Annotated in this window: 17 protein-coding genes; 9 read left to right on the plus strand and 8 right to left on the minus strand. The window is 68.7% G+C overall.

What is annotated here, in order from left to right; genetic code table 11:
• Nucleotides 1-132 precede the first annotated feature (132 nt).
• From ctrA to J7528_RS04180, 4 genes are all read right to left on the minus strand, one after another.
• On the minus strand, nt 133-828 hold the full coding sequence (gene ctrA, locus J7528_RS04165; protein WP_172271054.1) for a response regulator transcription factor CtrA: 696 nt from the start codon (nt 826-828) through the stop codon (nt 133-135).
• 432 nt (nt 829-1,260) lie between these two features.
• Nucleotides 1,261-2,046, minus strand: coding sequence for a LytTR family DNA-binding domain-containing protein (locus J7528_RS04170; RefSeq protein ID WP_291871643.1), 786 nt, complete (start codon nt 2,044-2,046; stop codon nt 1,261-1,263).
• A gap of 40 nt (nt 2,047-2,086) precedes the next feature.
• Nucleotides 2,087-2,410: an addiction module antidote protein gene (locus J7528_RS04175; RefSeq protein WP_291871646.1), complete on the minus strand. Its 324-nt coding sequence runs from the start codon at nt 2,408-2,410 to the stop codon at nt 2,087-2,089.
• Nucleotides 2,407-2,742, minus strand: coding sequence for a type II toxin-antitoxin system RelE/ParE family toxin (locus tag J7528_RS04180; RefSeq protein WP_291871647.1), 336 nt, complete (start codon nt 2,740-2,742; stop codon nt 2,407-2,409). Before J7528_RS04180 ends, J7528_RS04175 begins: the two co-directional genes overlap by 4 nt.
• Before the next feature lie 216 nt (nt 2,743-2,958).
• Between J7528_RS04180 and J7528_RS04185 the strand changes: the two genes are divergently transcribed.
• The 6 genes from J7528_RS04185 to J7528_RS04210 all read left to right on the plus strand — a co-directional run bounded on the left by J7528_RS04185 (nt 2,959) and on the right by J7528_RS04210 (nt 10,012).
• Entirely contained in the window at nt 2,959-3,957 is a 999-nt protein-coding gene (locus tag J7528_RS04185) for a dienelactone hydrolase (protein WP_291871649.1), read from the plus strand.
• Between the two features lie 56 nt (nt 3,958-4,013).
• Entirely contained in the window at nt 4,014-5,348 is a 1,335-nt protein-coding gene (gene fliI / locus J7528_RS04190) for a flagellar protein export ATPase FliI (protein ID WP_291871651.1), read from the plus strand.
• Nucleotides 5,348-5,767, plus strand: coding sequence for a flagellar export protein FliJ (locus tag J7528_RS04195; protein ID WP_291871653.1), 420 nt, complete (start codon nt 5,348-5,350; stop codon nt 5,765-5,767). Before fliI ends, J7528_RS04195 begins: the two co-directional genes overlap by 1 nt.
• A gap of 5 nt (nt 5,768-5,772) precedes the next feature.
• Nucleotides 5,773-6,840, plus strand: a complete 1,068-nt coding sequence (locus tag J7528_RS04200; protein WP_291871655.1) for an endo-1,4-beta-xylanase — start codon at nt 5,773-5,775, stop codon at nt 6,838-6,840.
• Between the two features lie 305 nt (nt 6,841-7,145).
• Nucleotides 7,146-9,230, plus strand: coding sequence for an ATP-binding protein (locus J7528_RS04205; RefSeq protein ID WP_291871657.1), 2,085 nt, complete (start codon nt 7,146-7,148; stop codon nt 9,228-9,230).
• A gap of 275 nt (nt 9,231-9,505) precedes the next feature.
• Nucleotides 9,506-10,012: a hypothetical protein gene (locus J7528_RS04210; RefSeq protein ID WP_291871659.1), complete on the plus strand. Its 507-nt coding sequence runs from the start codon at nt 9,506-9,508 to the stop codon at nt 10,010-10,012.
• 118 nt (nt 10,013-10,130) lie between these two features.
• On the opposite strand, the gene J7528_RS04215 is transcribed toward J7528_RS04210, so the two are convergent.
• From J7528_RS04215 to J7528_RS04225, 3 genes are read right to left on the minus strand one after another with little or no spacing between them, the layout of a single operon-like run.
• On the minus strand, nt 10,131-11,174 hold the full coding sequence (locus J7528_RS04215; RefSeq protein WP_291871661.1) for a nitronate monooxygenase: 1,044 nt from the start codon (nt 11,172-11,174) through the stop codon (nt 10,131-10,133).
• A gap of 9 nt (nt 11,175-11,183) precedes the next feature.
• Nucleotides 11,184-11,420, minus strand: a complete 237-nt coding sequence (locus tag J7528_RS04220; RefSeq protein WP_291871663.1) for a 4-oxalocrotonate tautomerase family protein — start codon at nt 11,418-11,420, stop codon at nt 11,184-11,186.
• 13 nt (nt 11,421-11,433) lie between these two features.
• Entirely contained in the window at nt 11,434-12,144 is a 711-nt protein-coding gene (locus J7528_RS04225) for an SDR family oxidoreductase (protein WP_291871665.1), read from the minus strand.
• 101 nt (nt 12,145-12,245) lie between these two features.
• On the opposite strand from J7528_RS04225, the gene J7528_RS04230 reads away from it, so the two are divergent.
• Entirely contained in the window at nt 12,246-12,353 is a 108-nt protein-coding gene (locus J7528_RS04230; protein WP_291871860.1) for a hypothetical protein, read from the plus strand.
• A 23-nt stretch (nt 12,354-12,376) separates the two neighbouring features.
• On the opposite strand, the gene J7528_RS04235 is transcribed toward J7528_RS04230, so the two are convergent.
• Nucleotides 12,377-13,315: a LysR family transcriptional regulator gene (locus J7528_RS04235; protein ID WP_291871667.1), complete on the minus strand. Its 939-nt coding sequence runs from the start codon at nt 13,313-13,315 to the stop codon at nt 12,377-12,379.
• A 140-nt stretch (nt 13,316-13,455) separates the two neighbouring features.
• Between J7528_RS04235 and J7528_RS04240 the strand changes: the two genes are divergently transcribed.
• Both J7528_RS04240 and J7528_RS04245 read left to right on the plus strand, forming a co-directional pair.
• On the plus strand, nt 13,456-13,830 hold the full coding sequence (locus J7528_RS04240; protein WP_291871669.1) for a BlaI/MecI/CopY family transcriptional regulator: 375 nt from the start codon (nt 13,456-13,458) through the stop codon (nt 13,828-13,830).
• Nucleotides 13,827-15,485, plus strand: coding sequence for a M56 family metallopeptidase (locus J7528_RS04245; RefSeq protein WP_291871671.1), 1,659 nt, complete (start codon nt 13,827-13,829; stop codon nt 15,483-15,485). Before J7528_RS04240 ends, J7528_RS04245 begins: the two co-directional genes overlap by 4 nt.
• Nucleotides 15,486-15,492: the final 7 nt, after the last annotated feature.

Below are 15,492 nucleotides of genomic sequence, written 5' to 3' on the forward strand. Positions count from 1 at the left end.
TTTGTCACGGCATGGTTAACGTCGGTTAACGGCCGAAGCGTAACCATATGATCGATAAAAGAAAACGCCCACCGTTTCCGGTGGGCGTCTTGGGTACGCTTTTACTGTTACGCTTACTGAAACTTGGAGACCTTAGGCGGCGTTGACCGCTTCGTTCGGGTCGCGCAGCACGTAGCCGCGGCCCCAGACCGTCTCGATGTGGTGCTTGCCATGGGCCGAGGCCGCCAGCTTCTTGCGCAGCTTGCAGATGAAGACGTCGATGATCTTCAGCTCGGGCTCGTCCATGCCGCCGTACAGGTGGTTCAGGAACATTTCCTTGGTCAGGGTCGTGCCCTTACGCAGGGAGAGCAGCTCGAGCATCTGGTACTCTTTGCCGGTCAGGTGAACGCGGTTGCCGTTCACTTCGACCGTCTTGGCGTCCAGGTTCACGATGATGTCGCCGGTCTTGATGACCGATTGAGCGTGACCCTTCGAACGACGAACCACCGCGTGGATGCGGGCGATCATTTCGTCCTTGTGGAACGGCTTGGTCATGTAGTCGTCGGCGCCGCCCGAGAAGGTCTTCACCTTCGTGTCGATTTCCGACGAGCCCGACAGGATCATGATCGGCGTGTTGATCTTCGCGACCCGCAGGGTGCGCAGAACATCAATGCCGCTCATATCCGGAAGATTGAGGTCGAGCAGGATGAGATCGTAGTCGTAGATCTTGCCCAGATCGACGCCTTCCTCACCCAGATCCGTCGTATAGACGTTGAAGCCTTCAGACTTCAGCATCAGTTCGATGGTCTGCGCCGTCGCGCTGTCATCCTCGATCAACAGTACGCGCATGAGCCCCTCCACGCCAAAGCTGGCGTATTCGAACGTCTTAGGCGGAAGTCCGCCGATAAACCCTGCGGCCACTGTGGCGTAGAGTTAATTTAAGACTGGTTAATGGTGAATGTTTCCGTTGGCCGAATGGTTAATCTGATTTGCGAATCGGGTGCAAGCGGCCCGCGGGCCCTTGGTCACATTGGTCGCAGGCGTCGCAGGGGCCTCTGAGAAACCCCTAATTCGGCGGTAAAGATCCCTAAAATCCGTGCGCTTGCAACGATCCGAACGGCGTTACGCCAGTAAGGCTCAGCTGCCTTTCCGTTCGCTCATGAGGCGAGATTGCGGCGTTCCGTCGCGGGAATTTGAACGCCATGCTCGCGCTTTGCGGGTGGCGATCCGCAGGTTGAAGCTTGGCTGTTTCGACGAGGCCGCGACGCCCCGCCGCAGCCCTCAGGCGGGATTTTCTTCGGCCAGCCAGCCGGCGGCCCGCAGCTTGGCCACCGAGGCCCGGCTGACCGGCGCGGTTTCGCCGTCCACGAGCTTCAGCCGAAGGTTCCGACCATCGCGCTCCACGCCCACGATCGCCCGACGCGCCACCCACCACGAGCGGTGAACCTGCAGCCCCTCGATCCCGGACAGGCCGGACGTCACCCGCCCCAGCGGCCCCATCTCCAGCCGCGAGCCATGCTCGGTGCGGATCCGGACATAGTGGTCCTCCATCTTCAGATAGAGCACCGCCCCCGGATCGGGCGCCGGCGCGGCCACCGGGACCAGCCCCTCGCGCGCGGGCGTATGCGTGAGCGCCCGCGTGTGCGCTCGTACGCGGAGGAAGTAGTAGGCCAGGACGATCGGCGTCGTGATGGCCACGCACTGCCCGTACCATTCCAGCGGCGGCACGGCCCGCTGGATCTGCGGCCAGATGGCGATCGCCACGGCCCGCAGCGGCAAGCCCTGGATCGCGCTGCCTAGCAAGATGACCGGCGGGACGATGGCCCAGTCCGGAACACCGAACCGCAGCGCGCCCGCCGCGGCCAGCCGCGTCAGGATCCCGAAGAACACCATGCCGCTGCAGGTGGTCCCGACCCAGTAGGCGATCCGCAGCGGCGGGTTATCGTTGAAGAAGCTCCCGAACGGCCCCATCAGCCCGAGCAGCAACCCGACGCCCACGCCCACGGCCAGGTCTGCCGCCCATTCACGGGCGGTCCCCAGCAGCGGCGGATTGGAAGCGGCGGTCATATCCCTCGTATAGATCGCCGTTACGCGGAGTCGCCAGAGGTCAGGCGGCGGCCTCGTCGCCAGCGTCGCCATCCGCTTCGGACGCCTTGGAGACGGTCAGCTTCAGCCCCAGCGCCTGAATGACCCGCAGCACGGTGTCGAACCGCGGCGAGGCGCCGTCCTTCAGGGCCTTGTACAGGCTCTCGCGACCTAACCCGGCCTTCTCGGCGACCTCGGTCATACCCTTCACGCGAGCGGCCACGGACAACGCGTCGAGAATGACGCCCGTATGGCCGCTCTCCAGGCAGTCAGTCAGGAAAATCGCCAGATCCTCGTCGTCCTCGAGATAGTTCGCGGGATCGAAACGCCTCAATTCCAGCGTCATGGGTCTGCTCCGAAGATCCGCAACGACGTCAAATCGCTCGCCTGGAGCGCTTCCGCCATCGCCTTTGCGCGTTCGATATCCGCTGCCTGCGAACCCTTGTCGCCACCCGAAAGCAGCACCACCACGAGTTCGCCTCGGCGGACGAAGTAGATGCGATAGCCGGGACCAACATGGATGCGCAGTTCGCTGACGCCGCCGCCAACAGGTCTCGCATCACCGAACAGACCGCGCTGAAGACGATACAGACGACCGATGACCAGGTTGCGCGCCTGCCTGTCTCGCAGAGCATCAACCCAATCGATAAAGGCCTTGGTTTCCAGAACATCGACCACGGAAACGTATCCAATTAGATACAAACATGCAAGGCCGGACCAACAGCCATCGCTAGCTCTCAAATAGAACATAACAGGAACACAACTTTCTCGATACCCGCAAGCTGCAACCCATCCGCCCGCCCGCGAACCCATTCGCCCATTCGCGCAAACGCCCTGGCGAGGCGGCGGCCCGGCGGTCACAGCGGCGTCATCGTCACTCGCTGAAGGACCGCCATGTCGCTCCGCCATTTCTTCGCCGCCGCCGTGATCGCGGCCGCCGTTTCCTCCCCCGCCCTCGCCGCCAACGCCGGTTTCATGGTGCTGCAGGAGCCCCGCCCGAACGCGCCGCCGGTCGAGGTCGGGGTCTGGTATCCCACCGACGCCGCGCCCAGCTTCATGGCCCTGGGCGCCTGGGGCCACACGGTGGCGGCCGGCGCGCCGATCACCGGCGAGCGCCTGCCGTTGATCGTCATGTCGCACGGCAACGGCGGGTTCTTCGGCGGTCATGCCGACACCGCCCAGGCGCTGGCGGAGGCCGGCTTCGTGGTCGCCGCCCTGACCCACCCCGGCGACAACTACAAGGACCAGAGCCGCGCCACGGCCATGGCCGATCGCCCGGCGGCGCTGTCGAACCTGATCGGGTGGATGTTGGACGCCTCGCCGCTGAAGGCCAAGCTGGATCCGAGCAGGGTCGGGGCGTTCGGCTTCTCGTCGGGTGGCTTCACAGTGCTGGCGGCGGCGGGCGGTGAGCCGGACATGGGCCGGGTGCCCAGCCACTGCAAAGTCCACCCGGCCAACTACGACTGCAAGCTGACCGCCAGCCACCCGATCCCAGCCGACATCCTGACCGCCAAGTGGGCGCATGACTCCCGCATCAAGGCCGTGGTCTCGGCCGCGCCCGCCCTGGGCTTCGCGTTCGGCAAGGATGGGCTGAAGGGGATCAAGGTCCCGCTGCAACTCTGGAAGGCGGCCGACGACGAGGTTCTGCCCGGCGACGACTATGCCGAGTTCGTCCACAGGAACCTGCGCCGCCCGCACGACTACCGGGTCGTCAAAGGGGCGCGGCATTTCGACTTCCTGACGCCCTGCACCACCGCCAAGGACGTCGAGATCCTGTGCGTCAGCGCCCCCGGCTTCGACCGCGTGGCCTTTCACAAGGACTTCAACACGGCGGTCACCCGGTTCTTCACCGACCAATTGGTCGCACCGGCAAAGCCGCCCACCAGGCCGTAATTTCATACCTGATTAACCACGATCGCAGAGTCTGGCCATGCACTTCAGGAGCCGTCTTGCGTAGCCTCATCGCCGCCGTCGACCGTATCGATCCGCTGACCATCTACGGCCGCGTGGCCGCCGTGAACGGTCTGCTGATCGAGGTGCGCGGCGGCCTGACCCGGCTGTCGGTCGGGGCCCGCGTCGAGATCGAGCGCCTGGGCCAGAAGCCCCTGCCGGCCGAGGTCGTCGGCTTCCGCGAGGCTCGCGCCCTGCTGATGCCGTTCGGCCCCGTCGAGGGCGTCGGCCCGGGCGCGGAGATCCGCATCATGCCCGAAGGCGCCGTGGTCCGTCCGACCAAGGCCTGGCTGGGCCGCATCATCAACGCCTTCGGCGAGCCCATCGACGGCCTGGGCCCGCTGCCCCAGGGCGAGATCCCCTATCCGCTGAAGACCTCTCCGCCGCCGGCCCACGCCCGCGGCCGGGTGGGCGAGCGCCTGGACCTGGGCGTGCGCTCGATGAACGTCTTCACCACCACCTGCCGGGGCCAGCGCCTGGGCATCTTCGCCGGCTCGGGCGTCGGCAAGTCGGTGCTGCTGTCGATGCTGGCCAAGGAGGCCACCTGCGACGCCGTCGTCGTCGGCCTGATCGGCGAACGGGGCCGCGAGGTCCGCGAGTTCGTGGAAGAGACCCTGGGCGAGGACGGCCTGCGCCGCGCCGTCGTCGTCGTCGCCACCTCGGACGAGCCGGCCCTGACCCGCCGCCAGGCCGCTTACATGACCCTGGCGATCAGCGAGTACATGCGCGACCAGGATCAGGAAGTCCTGTGCCTGATGGACTCGGTGACCCGCTTCGCCATGGCCCAGCGCGAGATTGGCCTGGCCGCCGGCGAGCCGCCGACCACCAAGGGCTATACGCCCACCGTCTTCACCGAGCTGCCCAAGCTCTTGGAACGCGCCGGTCCCGGTCCGATCCGCCCGGACGGCACCACGGCCGCGCCGATCACCGCCCTCTTCACCGTCCTGGTTGATGGCGACGACCACAACGAGCCGATCGCCGACGCCACGCGCGGTATCCTGGACGGCCACATCGTCATGGAGCGCGCCATCGCCGAGCGCGGCCGCTTCCCGGCGATCAACGTCCTGAAGTCGATCAGCCGGACCATGCCGGGCTGCCAGCACCCGCACGAGCGCGACATCGTCAAGGGCGCGCGCCAGGTGATGGCCGCCTACGCCAACATGGAAGAGCTGATCCGCATCGGCGCCTATCGCGCCGGGGCCGACCCGACGGTCGACCGCGCGATCCGGCTCAATCCCGCAATCGAGGCCTTCCTTAGCCAGGATAAGGAAGAAGCAACCTCTCTGGACGACTCTTTCGGTCATCTGGGGCACATCCTGGCGAGTGAGTACTGATGACCAAGTGGGCCGCCTCGCTGATCCGCATCTCGAACCACGAGGTCGAGACGCTGCAAAAGCGCCTCGCCGAGATCAATGAGCGCCGCATGGCGGCCGAACTGCGCATCACCATGCTGGACGCCGAGGCGGAAGCCGAAGCCAAGAACGCCGAGGGCGACGCCCAGGCCGGCTGGTACATGATCGGCTACCGCGAGGGCTACAAGCGCCGCCGCGCCGACATGCTGGTGCAGATCGAGCAATGCCAGGCCGAGGAAATCGGCGCCCGCGACGCCCTGTCGGAAGCCTTCGAAAACCTCAAGAAATACGAGCACGTCGCCGAGCAGGCCAAGGTGCTGGCGGCCAAGAAGCTGGGCCAGTTCGAAGCCGCCCAGATGGACGAGGTCAGCATCCGCCGCGCCGCCATGGGCGGCCGGTAAACACGATGACGCGGCTGACCCGCCGCTCCGCGATCGCCTCGGCGCTGGCCCTCACCGCCTGCAGCCAGGGGGCCAAGAGCCAGCCGGCCGTGACGCCGCCCCCGCCGCTGCGGACCCTGACGCCCTTCCCGATCGGCTGCTGCGTCCAGGAACGCTGGCTGCACGAGCCCGAATACGCCGACCTTCTCGGCGAGCAGTTCTCCCAACTCACCGCCGAGTGGGAGATGAAGATGGAATACATCCTGCGCGACGACGGCGGTTTCCAGTTCGACCGGCCCGACAGCATCGCCTCGTTCGCCAAGGCTCGCGACATGGCCCTGCACGGCCACTCGCTGATCTGGTTCGCCAACGAGAACGAGGCCTTCAAGCGCCTGGACGGTCGAGGCAAGCCATTCGCCGACGCCTATCGCAACTACATCCTGGCCGTGGCCGGACGCTACAAGGGCGTGGCCCGCAGCTGGGACGTGGTCAACGAACCGGTGGCCGACGACGGCGAGCGCCTGCGCGACAGCCTGTGGAGCCGGAACCTAGGCTCGGACGACCACATCGCCCTGGCCCTGGAGCACGCCCACGAGGCCGATCCAAACGCGGTGCTGTTCCTCAACGACTACCACCTGGAACTGAAGCCCAACAAACGCGCCACCTTCATGCGGCTGATCGAGCGCCTCTTGAAGCGCGGCGCGCCGCTCAGCGGGATCGGCACCCAGACCCACATCGACTACGACCTGCCCCAGGGCGCGGTCGCTGAGGCCCTGCGCGACCTGGCCAACTTCGGCCTGCCGATCCATCTGTCAGAGCTGGATATCTCGCTGGGCGACCACTACGTCCCGGCCATCCCCGGCGACCGCGTCAAGCGCCAGGTCGCCAAATACGCCGAGGTCGCGGAAGCCTTCATGGCCCTCCCCGCCCGCCAGCGCTTCGCCTTCACCATCTGGGGCCTGCGCGACGACAACACCTGGCTGCGGGGAGATTCCGGCCAGCGCCCGAAGGACCAGCCGCTGCTGTTTGATGAAGCTGGCAAGGCGAAGGCCACGTGCCGGGCGCTGGCGGACGTGTTTGGGCGGCGGGGTTAGGCACGCGGCTCTGAGCCACCCCTTCCCCGATTTTCCCCGCGAAGGCGGGGATCCAAGCCGAGTCAGCGGATCATCGCTCGGCCTTGCCCCATCCTGAGAACCAGCTTGGGTCCCCGCTTTCGCGGGGATGGTCGGTGGTTGGGGGTGATTTCGCTGAACTCGGGCAGCTCGCCCATAAGGTGCAGCTTTGCACAGCCAGCACCGGGGTCCAGCGCCCAAATTCCCCCCGTGCTCGCCTTAACGAAACACCGACGTTTTGCGACGCATAGTCGCATCCTTAGACCATCGGGGAGAGGTGGGGCGAAGTGAGCGTGGGCGTGCAGCGGGGGGCGGCGTTCCAGGGGTCGGCCAAGCCGATCGCCTTGACCTGCGCCTATGTCGCCGGGCTCGCCTACAGCCTGTTCCTGGCCGGCGCCACGCACAACATCCCCACGATCTGGACGGCCAATGCGGTCGCCATCGCCGCCTTCATGATCCTGAACCGGCGCCAGGCGCTGAGCTTCATGGTCGCCACCGGCGTGCTGCACATCGTCGTGGAGCTGCTGATCGGCGCGCCGCTGCGCTTCGTCATGATCGTCACCGTGCTGGACACGATCCAGACGGCCGGCACGGCGGCGCTGCTGCGCTGGATGCGCGTGCCGACCCGGGTGCGCGACCCGCGCAGCCTGTTCCTGGTCATCGTCGTCGCCTCGCTGGTGACGGCCATCGGCTCGATCCTGGTCCACGGCATGCTGGTCGCCAGCCGAGGCGGGCCCTTCTTCAAGGGCTGGGAGGACTGGACGGCGTCCAACGTGCTGGGCGTGGCGGTCATCCTTCCGGTGATCCTGATCCTGACCGACCACCGTCATCGCGAAGGCTACCACGTGCGCCCGCTGGAGGCCGCCGCCACCCTGCTGATGGTGATCGGGGCCTCGTCCTGGGTGTTCGTCAACGACGCCAGCCTGCAAGTGCTGCTGTTCGCTCCCGCCTTGCTGGCCGCGTTCCGAGGCGGGCCGCGCGCGGTGGCGGTGATCGTCACCACCTCGCTGGCCGTGGCCATTCCGGCCGTGCTCCATCGCACCGGCATCGACATCAAGATCGCCCTGGGCCCGCTGCGCCATGCCCTGCTGTTCCACGTCGTGCTGTACGCCGTCAGCTTCGTGGCCGCCCTGGCCTTGAGCCGCCAGGCGCGCCTGCAAGCCCTGCTGCTGCGCCGTCAGGCCGCCGCCCGCGCCGCCCAGGCCCGCGCCCAGGCCGCCAGCCAGGCCAAGTCCGACTTCCTGGCGACCATCAGCCACGAGATCCGCACGCCGCTGAACAGCATCCTGGGCTTCGCCTCGCTGGTCGCCGACGATCCGCAGCTGTCGCCCGAGAACCGCCGCCGCCTGGACCTGGTCGGCCGCGCCGGCCGCTCGCTGGCCGAGATCGTCGGCGACCTCCTGGACTTCGCCAAGGTCGAGGCCGGTCGCCTCGATTTGACCCTGACCCCCGCCTCGCCGTCGGCCCTGCTGCGCGACGCCGTGGCCATCATCGCCCCCGAGGCGGCGGCCAAGGGCCTGTATCTACGCACCGTCTGCACCGCCGAGGGCGAAGGCGACGTCGACCAGCCGCTGTCGCTGGACGAGACCCGTCTACGCCAGGTGCTGCTGAACCTCTTGGCCAACGCCCTGAAGTTCACGTCCGAAGGCGGCGTCACCGTGCGCCTGACGGCCGGTCCCACGCCGGGCCTGCTGCGGTTCGAGGTGGTCGACACCGGCATCGGCATCGCGCCCGAGGTGCAGGCGCGCCTGTTCCAGCGCTTCAGCCAGGCCGACAGCTCGATCAGCCGCAGCTATGGCGGCACGGGCCTGGGCCTGGCGATCAGCAAGGCCCTGGTCAGCCGCATGGGCGGTTCGATCGGCGTCGAGAGCCAGCTGGGCCATGGCGCGCGCTTCTGGATCACCCTGGCCGCCGAGCCGGCGATCCTGCCGCTGCCGTCCGACGGTCCGGCCGCCGAGACGCCCGAGCGCGCGGCCCGCGTGCTGCTGGTCGACGACCACCCGATGAACCGCGAGCTGGGCAAGGCCCTGCTGACCCTGGCCGGCTGCGAGGTGGTCACCGCCGACGACGGCCATCAGGCGCTGGACGCCGTGCAGTCAGGCGACTTCGACCTCGTCTTGATGGACGTGCACATGCCGGGGATGGACGGCCTGGCCGCCACCCGCGCCATTCGCGCCCTGCCCGGCCCGGTCGCGGCCATCCCGATCGTGGCGCTCAGCGCCGACGTCCTGCCCGAGCAGATCGCCCGCTGCCGCGCCGCCGGCATGGACGACCACGTGGCCAAGCCGATCCGCCGCGAGGAGCTGATCGCCACCGTGGCTCGCGCCCTGGAAGCCGCGCCTTACGCCCGCCCGGACGCCGCTCACGGCTGATTTTGTCGCCTGGTCTCGTCGCCGGCCGCCCCGGTCGCGGCCGCCGAGACGTCGCGCGAAGGCTTGGACTACCCATCCCCTGTCGCGCTTCGCAGGGTTAAATCCGCCTCATGACAATCTTGTAAGTTGAGACTTACCTCGGTCGCCCGTACACCGCGCGACCTCGGCGAAGTAACGCCGTTCGATTTTCCATCATCAGCGTATCCCGAACGCGCGCGACGGCTGTTGCGCGCCGCGCGGACGGTTGCGCCTTCATCACGCAGAGCAGCACTCCAATGATCCACCACCTGTCCGTCAGCGCCGCCGCCCCCCAGGGCGCGGCCGAGTTCTTCGCCGACATCATGGGCGGCGTCGTCGTCGACTTCCCGCCCAATCCCGGCAGCTTCATGGTGTTCAAGGCCGACGGCATGGGCACCGCCATCGAGATCTATCCGGCCGGCAGCGTCATGGTCCCGAACGGCGAGCCCGGCTCGATCTTCGTGCGCCAGGCCGAAGGCGCCGATCGCCGCTCGCCGACCCACTTCGCCCTCAGCGTCTCGATGGCTCGCGAAGAGGTCATGGCCAAGGCCGCGGCCAAGGGCTGGGAGACCTATGTCTGCGACCGCGGCGGCCACTTCCACGTCATCGAGGTGTGGATCGAGAACACCTGGCTGGTCGAGATCCTGCCGCTGGACTTCGCCGCCGAGTATCTGAGCTTCGCCGGCGCGATCACCGAGATGGCCGACCCGAACGAGGCGCTGGACGCTCACCAGCCGCAGGCCAAGACGCTGGAAAACGCGTAGTCCGCCTTCATTGTCATCCCGGACAAGCGCGTAGCGCGCCGATCCGGGACCGCAGGAAGCGCCGAGCTTGTTGCGGTCCCGGCTCTTCGCTTCGCTACGGCCGGGATGACAGGAAGGCTCAAAAGCCAGCCAGCATCCGCGTCAGCGCCCCCGCCCCCATCGGCCGGCTGGCGCGGAACGCCTGGCCGGCCCAGAGGGAGCTGAAGTCGCCGCGGCCGCCGGCTTCGGCGGCCTTGCGCAGGGGCAGCACCGCCGCGCCAGCGGTGGGGAACGGCGGGGCGATCTCCGACAGCGGACCGACCTCGGCCATCAGACGGTTGACGATCCCCCGCGCCGGGCGGCCGGTGAAGAGGTTGGTCACGGCGGTGGCCTCCTCGGCCGACGCCAACGCCTGTCGATAGACCTCCGAGATCGCCGCTTCGGGCGTGAACAGATAGGCCGTGCCGACCTGGGCGGCCTCGGCCCCCAGCGCGAAAGCCGCCAGCACCCCGCGCCGATCAGCGATGCCGCCGGCCGCGATCACCGGGACCGAGACGGCGTCGACGATCCGGGGGACCAGCGAGAAGGTCCCGACCTGCTGGCTCATGTCGTCGGTCAGGAAATTCCCGCGATGGCCGCCAGCGTCGAAGCCCATGGCGATCACCGCATCGACGCCCCGCGCCTCCAGCCAACGCGCCTCGACCACGGTCGTCGCCGACGAGATGACCTTGGCGCCGGTGCGCTTGACCCGCTCGACCAGCTCCGGCGACGGCAGGCCGAAGTGGAAGCTGACCACCTCGGGCCGGTAGTCCTCGACCACCTTGGCGAAGGTGTCGTTGAACGGCGCGCGGCCAGCGGCGGGGATCGGCTGGTCGGGATCGAGGCCTTCCTCGATGTAGTAGGGCCGTAGCCGCTCGCGCCAAGCCGACTGCCGGGCGGGTTCGTCCTCCGGGGTCTGGTGGCTGAAGAAGTTGACGTTGATCGGCTTCTTCGTCCCCGCCCGCACCGCATCCAGCGCCGCCCGTAGCTGCTCCTCGGAATAGAGCGCGCTGGGCAGGGAGCCCAGGCCCCCTGCCTCGCTGGCGGCGATGACCATGTCCGGCGAGGTCGCCCCGGCCATCGGGGCCTGGATGATCGGCAGCTCGATCCCGAACAGGTCGAGCACGCGGTTGGACGTGGTCATCACGACCTCCTAGACCTGACCGGCGGCCTGGCGCCGACGGTATTCGAGCACGGGCACGCCGCCCACGCCCCAGTTCTCCAGCTCGACCTCCTGGATGACCACGAACGTCGAGTCCAGCGGCTTGCCCAGCACGTCCAGCAACAGCTGGCTGACGCCCGCGATCAGCTGAGCCTTCTCGTCCGCCGTGACGGCCGAGCGGCCGGGGGCGGAACCTTGGCGGGTGACTTGGATGGTGACCATCGGCATGGCGGCTCTCCCCCTAGTGACCGGCGCTCTGGCCGCCGTCGACGTGCAGGATCTCGCCCGTCACGAAGCCTGCGGTCTCGAGGTAGAGAACGGCCTCGACCACGTCGCGGATCTCGCCCAGGCGACCCACCGGATGCAGGCCGGCCAGGAAGGCGTGGGTTTCGGGGGCGTGCATCGGGGTCTTGATCACCCCCGGTGAGACGGCGTTGACCCGCACGCCCTTGTTCGCGAACTCGATGGCCAGCGACTTGGTGGCCGAGTTGATGCCGCCCTTGGTCAGGCTGGCCAGCACCGAGGGTACGTCGGCCAGGGCGTGGTCGGTCAGGGTGGTGGTGATGCTGACGATGTGGCCGCTGCCCTGCTTCAGCATCTGCGCGGCCGCCCGCTGGGTGACGTGGAAGAAGCCGGCCAGGTTGGTGGCGGTCTTGGTGGCGAAGTCCTCGGCGGTGTAGGCCGTGAACGGCTTGGCCATGAAGATCCCGGCGTTGTTGACCAGGGTGTCGACGCGACCGAACCGCGCCAGGGCTTCAGCGACCACACGGTCGGCGGTGTCGGGATCGCCGATGTCGCCGGCGACGGCCAGGATGTCCGGGTCGCTGCCTTGCTTGATCGATCGCGAAGTGGCGACCACCCGATAGTCGCGGTCGCGATAGGCCTTGACCAGCGCCTCGCCGATGCCTTGCGAGGCCCCGGTGATAATGGCGACTTTCCGTTCGTTGCTCATGACTGCCTCCTTGGCGTTGTCTGATGAGCAGGAAGATCGGATCGATCGCCTTTCGCGTGAATGGGTGCCTTAAGGCAGTCACCCTTCCGTCAAACGGCGGAATGAAAGCTCGTCATCCCGGCCGCAGCGCAACGGAGAGCCGGGACCCAGGGGCCAAGGCAATGCGGTTGCCCCTGGGTCCCGGATCGGCCTTCGGCCGTCCGGGATGACGGCGATGGGTAGGAAGGATTTCTCAGCTCCCCGCCAGCACCTCGGAGTCCGCCGACAGCCGCGCGAACACCGCCCGCAGCCGGGGCGCGGCGAAGTCGATGAAGGCGCGGACCTTGGGCGTGGCGGTGCGGCCCTGGGGCGTGAGCAGGTGCACCGGTAGCGGCGCGGGCTCGGCGTCGCGCAGGACGATGCGAAGACTCCCGTCCAGCACCCGCTCGGCCACGTGATAGGTGTAGAGCCGGGTCACGCCGCGCCCCTCGACCGCCGAAGCCAGGGCCGCGCGCACGCTATTGACCACCAGGCGGGGCTTGAAGTGAACGGCGCGGGCGATCGTCTGGCCCGGCGCGGGCGGGAACACCCAGGTGTCGTGGCCGAAATGGGTGGTGGTGACGACCTGGTGCTTGGCCAGATCCGCCGGCTCGTCGATGCGCGGATGCTGGTCCAGATAGCGCGGCGCGCCGACGATCACCCGCCGCACGTCGCCGCCAACCCGCGTGGCCACCAGCGAACTGTCCGGCAACTGGCCCACCCGCAGGGCGACATCGAAGCCCTCCTCGACCAGGTTGGTGTGGCGGTCGAGCAGGACGAGGTTCACCGACACGGCCGGATAGGCGTCCAGATACGCATCGACGATCGGGCGCAGCACGTCCTCGCCGCTGATCGGCGGGGCGGTGATGGTCAGCATGCCGCGCGGGGCCGAGCGCTCGCCCAGGGCCGCCAGGTCCGCCTCCTCCAGGTCGGTCAGGATGCGGCGGCAGGCGACGGCGTAGCGCTCGCCGGCTTCGGACAGCCGCAGCGAACGGGTCGTGCGGTGCAGCAGCTCGGCCCCGACATGCTGCTCCAGGAAGGCGATGGCGCGGCTGACCGCGGCCGGCGAGCGGTTCAGGCGGCGGCCGGCTCCGGCCAGGCTGCCCTCTTCCAGGGCCGCCACGAACACCCGCATCGCTTCGATCCGATCCATTCGACCACTTTCCGCACGAGTGAGCGCTAAGACGGGCAAGCTACCGCTGCCGTGCAGCGCAATCCACGCATTACGCCGAGTTCACTTCCCTCGCTACAGGCGTAGCGCTACACCTGTAGCGACACGTGAGGGAGCCTGCCTTGATCGACGCCCTGCCCAGACGCGAACGCGAGGTCTTCGAGACCCTGTGCCGGCTCGAGGCCGGCACGACCGCCGAGGTGCGGAGCGCCCTGTCGGATCCACTCAGCGACAGCGCCGTGCGCACCATGCTCTCGCGCCTGGAGGCCAAGGGCCTGGTCGAGCGGACCAGCGGCCCGGACGGCGTGCGTTTCAGCCCCGTGCAGGAGACCGAGACGGTCGCCGTCAGCGCCCTGCGCCGGGTGATCGACACCTTCTTCGCGGGCTCGGCCGCCAGCGCCGCCACAGCCCTGCTGGGCATGGGCGAGCGGCTGACGCCGGAAGAAGCCTCCGCCCTGGAAGCCCTCATCGACGAGCGTGTGGAGACCAAGTCATGACCTGGATCCTGCTGATCTCGCTGCTGGTGAAGTCCAGCCTGGTCGCCGGCGCGGGCCTGATCTGCTCGCGCTACATGACCCGCCGCCCGGTCGAGCGCGTCGACATCCTGCGCGGCACGGTCTGCCTGCTGCTGGCCCTGCCGGCGATCATGAACATGCTGCCGCCGCTGGAACTGGCCCTCTTGCCGCCCCTGCCGGCCGAGCCCGTCGTGACCTTGCCCGTCACCGGCGATGGGCCGGCGCCGCAGTTGGATCCCTATCCCTGGTGGATGTCGCCCGCCTCGATCACCGGCGGCCTGTGGCTGCTGGGCGCGGCGCTGATCGGCGGCCGCCTGGCCGTGGGCCTCAACACCCTGGAGCGCTGGACCCGCAAGGGCGAGCCCGTGACCGATCCCGCCTGGCTGGCCCCGATCGAGGACCTGTCGCCCGCTGACCGTCCGGGCCTGGTCGCCTCAGACCGTGTCTCAGGCCCGCTCAGCTGGGGCGTCGCGCCGGGCGCCATCCTGCTGGACCCGGCCACCCTGGCCGAACCGCAGACCGCCCCCGCCATCATGGCTCACGAACTGGCCCACCTGCGCCGCCACGACTGGATCTTCCTGATCCTGTCACGGCTGGTCCTGGCCATCTTCTGGTTCAACCCGCTGGTCTGGCGCCTGCACGCGGTGCTGGCCGAACGCACCGAGGAGGCGGCCGACGCCGCCGCCGTCGACAGCGTGGACCGCACCCTCTACGCCCGCACCCTGGTGCGCCTGGCCGCTTCACCCGTCCCGCACGGCGCCACTGCGATGGCCGCCGACGCCAAGACGCTCAAGACAAGGATCGCCTGCCTGATGACCGACACGCCCGAACGCCGCCGCCCGCTGACCGTGGGCCTCACCGTCGCCGCCCTGGCCATCGTCGCCACCCCGCTGGCCGCCTTCGGCCTCAGCCGCCAGGTCGCCCCGGTCCCGCCCGTTCCGCCGACGCCGCCGGCCATCACCAGCGCGCCGCCGGCTCCCCCTGCGCCGCCTGCCGCTCCGGCTGAAGCCGCCCCGCCCGCGCCCGAAGCGCCGCCCGCCCCGCCGACCCCCGCCGCGCCCCCGGCAAGTCCCTGGACCTACGCCTTCTCGCACCGCTGGCTGAGCGACGCCGACATCAAGGCCATCGAGGAAGCCCGCCAAGGCGCCGAACACGCCCGCGCCCAGGCCGAGCTGGTCCGCCTGTCGGCCGAAGACACCCGTCGCATCGCCGAGGACGCCCGCCGCGAAGTCGAGGCCCATCGCGGCGAGATCGAAGCCGCCGCCCGCATCGCGTCGGAGCAAGCCCGCCTCTCGGCCGAGGACGCCCGCCGGATCGGTGAGGAAGCCCGACGCGCCGGTGAAGAAGCCCGCCGCGACGGCGAACGCATCCGGATCCAGGCCATGAAGGTGGCGCGTGTCGAGATGACCAAGGGCGTAGGCCAGATGCGCGCCGGCGCCCGCCAGATGCGCGAAGAAGCCATCCGCCTGCGCGATCCCGCCTACCGCGCCAAACAAATCGCCGACAACCGCGCCCGGGGTAACCGCGAGGTCACCGACGAGGAACTGCTGGACGTGGCGCGCAAGCTGCCGGCGCAGGCCGATGACCTGGAGCGCCAGGCCGAGAAGCTGGCGGAGAAGGTGCGGGATATGAGCTGATCTCTAG

This window comes from Caulobacter sp. (assembly GCF_017744445.1).
Lineage (GTDB): Bacteria > Pseudomonadota > Alphaproteobacteria > Caulobacterales > Caulobacteraceae > Caulobacter.

What these genes read in the sequence shown, in the direction of transcription:
- ctrA (WP_172271054.1), bottom strand. Translation starts at nt 828, where the DNA reads ATGCGCGTACTGTTGATCGAGGATGACAGCGCGACGGCGCAGACCATC.
- J7528_RS04170 (WP_291871643.1), bottom strand. Translation starts at nt 2,046, where the DNA reads ATGACCGCCGCTTCCAATCCGCCGCTGCTGGGGACCGCCCGTGAATGG.
- J7528_RS04175 (WP_291871646.1), bottom strand. Translation starts at nt 2,410, where the DNA reads ATGACGCTGGAATTGAGGCGTTTCGATCCCGCGAACTATCTCGAGGAC.
- J7528_RS04185 (WP_291871649.1), top strand. Translation starts at nt 2,959, where the DNA reads ATGTCGCTCCGCCATTTCTTCGCCGCCGCCGTGATCGCGGCCGCCGTT.
- J7528_RS04195 (WP_291871653.1), top strand. Translation starts at nt 5,348, where the DNA reads ATGACCAAGTGGGCCGCCTCGCTGATCCGCATCTCGAACCACGAGGTC.
- J7528_RS04200 (WP_291871655.1), top strand. Translation starts at nt 5,773, where the DNA reads ATGACGCGGCTGACCCGCCGCTCCGCGATCGCCTCGGCGCTGGCCCTC.
- J7528_RS04210 (WP_291871659.1), top strand. Translation starts at nt 9,506, where the DNA reads ATGATCCACCACCTGTCCGTCAGCGCCGCCGCCCCCCAGGGCGCGGCC.
- J7528_RS04215 (WP_291871661.1), bottom strand. Translation starts at nt 11,174, where the DNA reads ATGACCACGTCCAACCGCGTGCTCGACCTGTTCGGGATCGAGCTGCCG.
- J7528_RS04220 (WP_291871663.1), bottom strand. Translation starts at nt 11,420, where the DNA reads ATGCCGATGGTCACCATCCAAGTCACCCGCCAAGGTTCCGCCCCCGGC.
- J7528_RS04225 (WP_291871665.1), bottom strand. Translation starts at nt 12,144, where the DNA reads ATGAGCAACGAACGGAAAGTCGCCATTATCACCGGGGCCTCGCAAGGC.
- J7528_RS04230 (WP_291871860.1), top strand. Translation starts at nt 12,246, where the DNA reads ATGAAAGCTCGTCATCCCGGCCGCAGCGCAACGGAGAGCCGGGACCCA.
- J7528_RS04235 (WP_291871667.1), bottom strand. Translation starts at nt 13,315, where the DNA reads ATGGATCGGATCGAAGCGATGCGGGTGTTCGTGGCGGCCCTGGAAGAG.
- J7528_RS04245 (WP_291871671.1), top strand. Translation starts at nt 13,827, where the DNA reads ATGACCTGGATCCTGCTGATCTCGCTGCTGGTGAAGTCCAGCCTGGTC.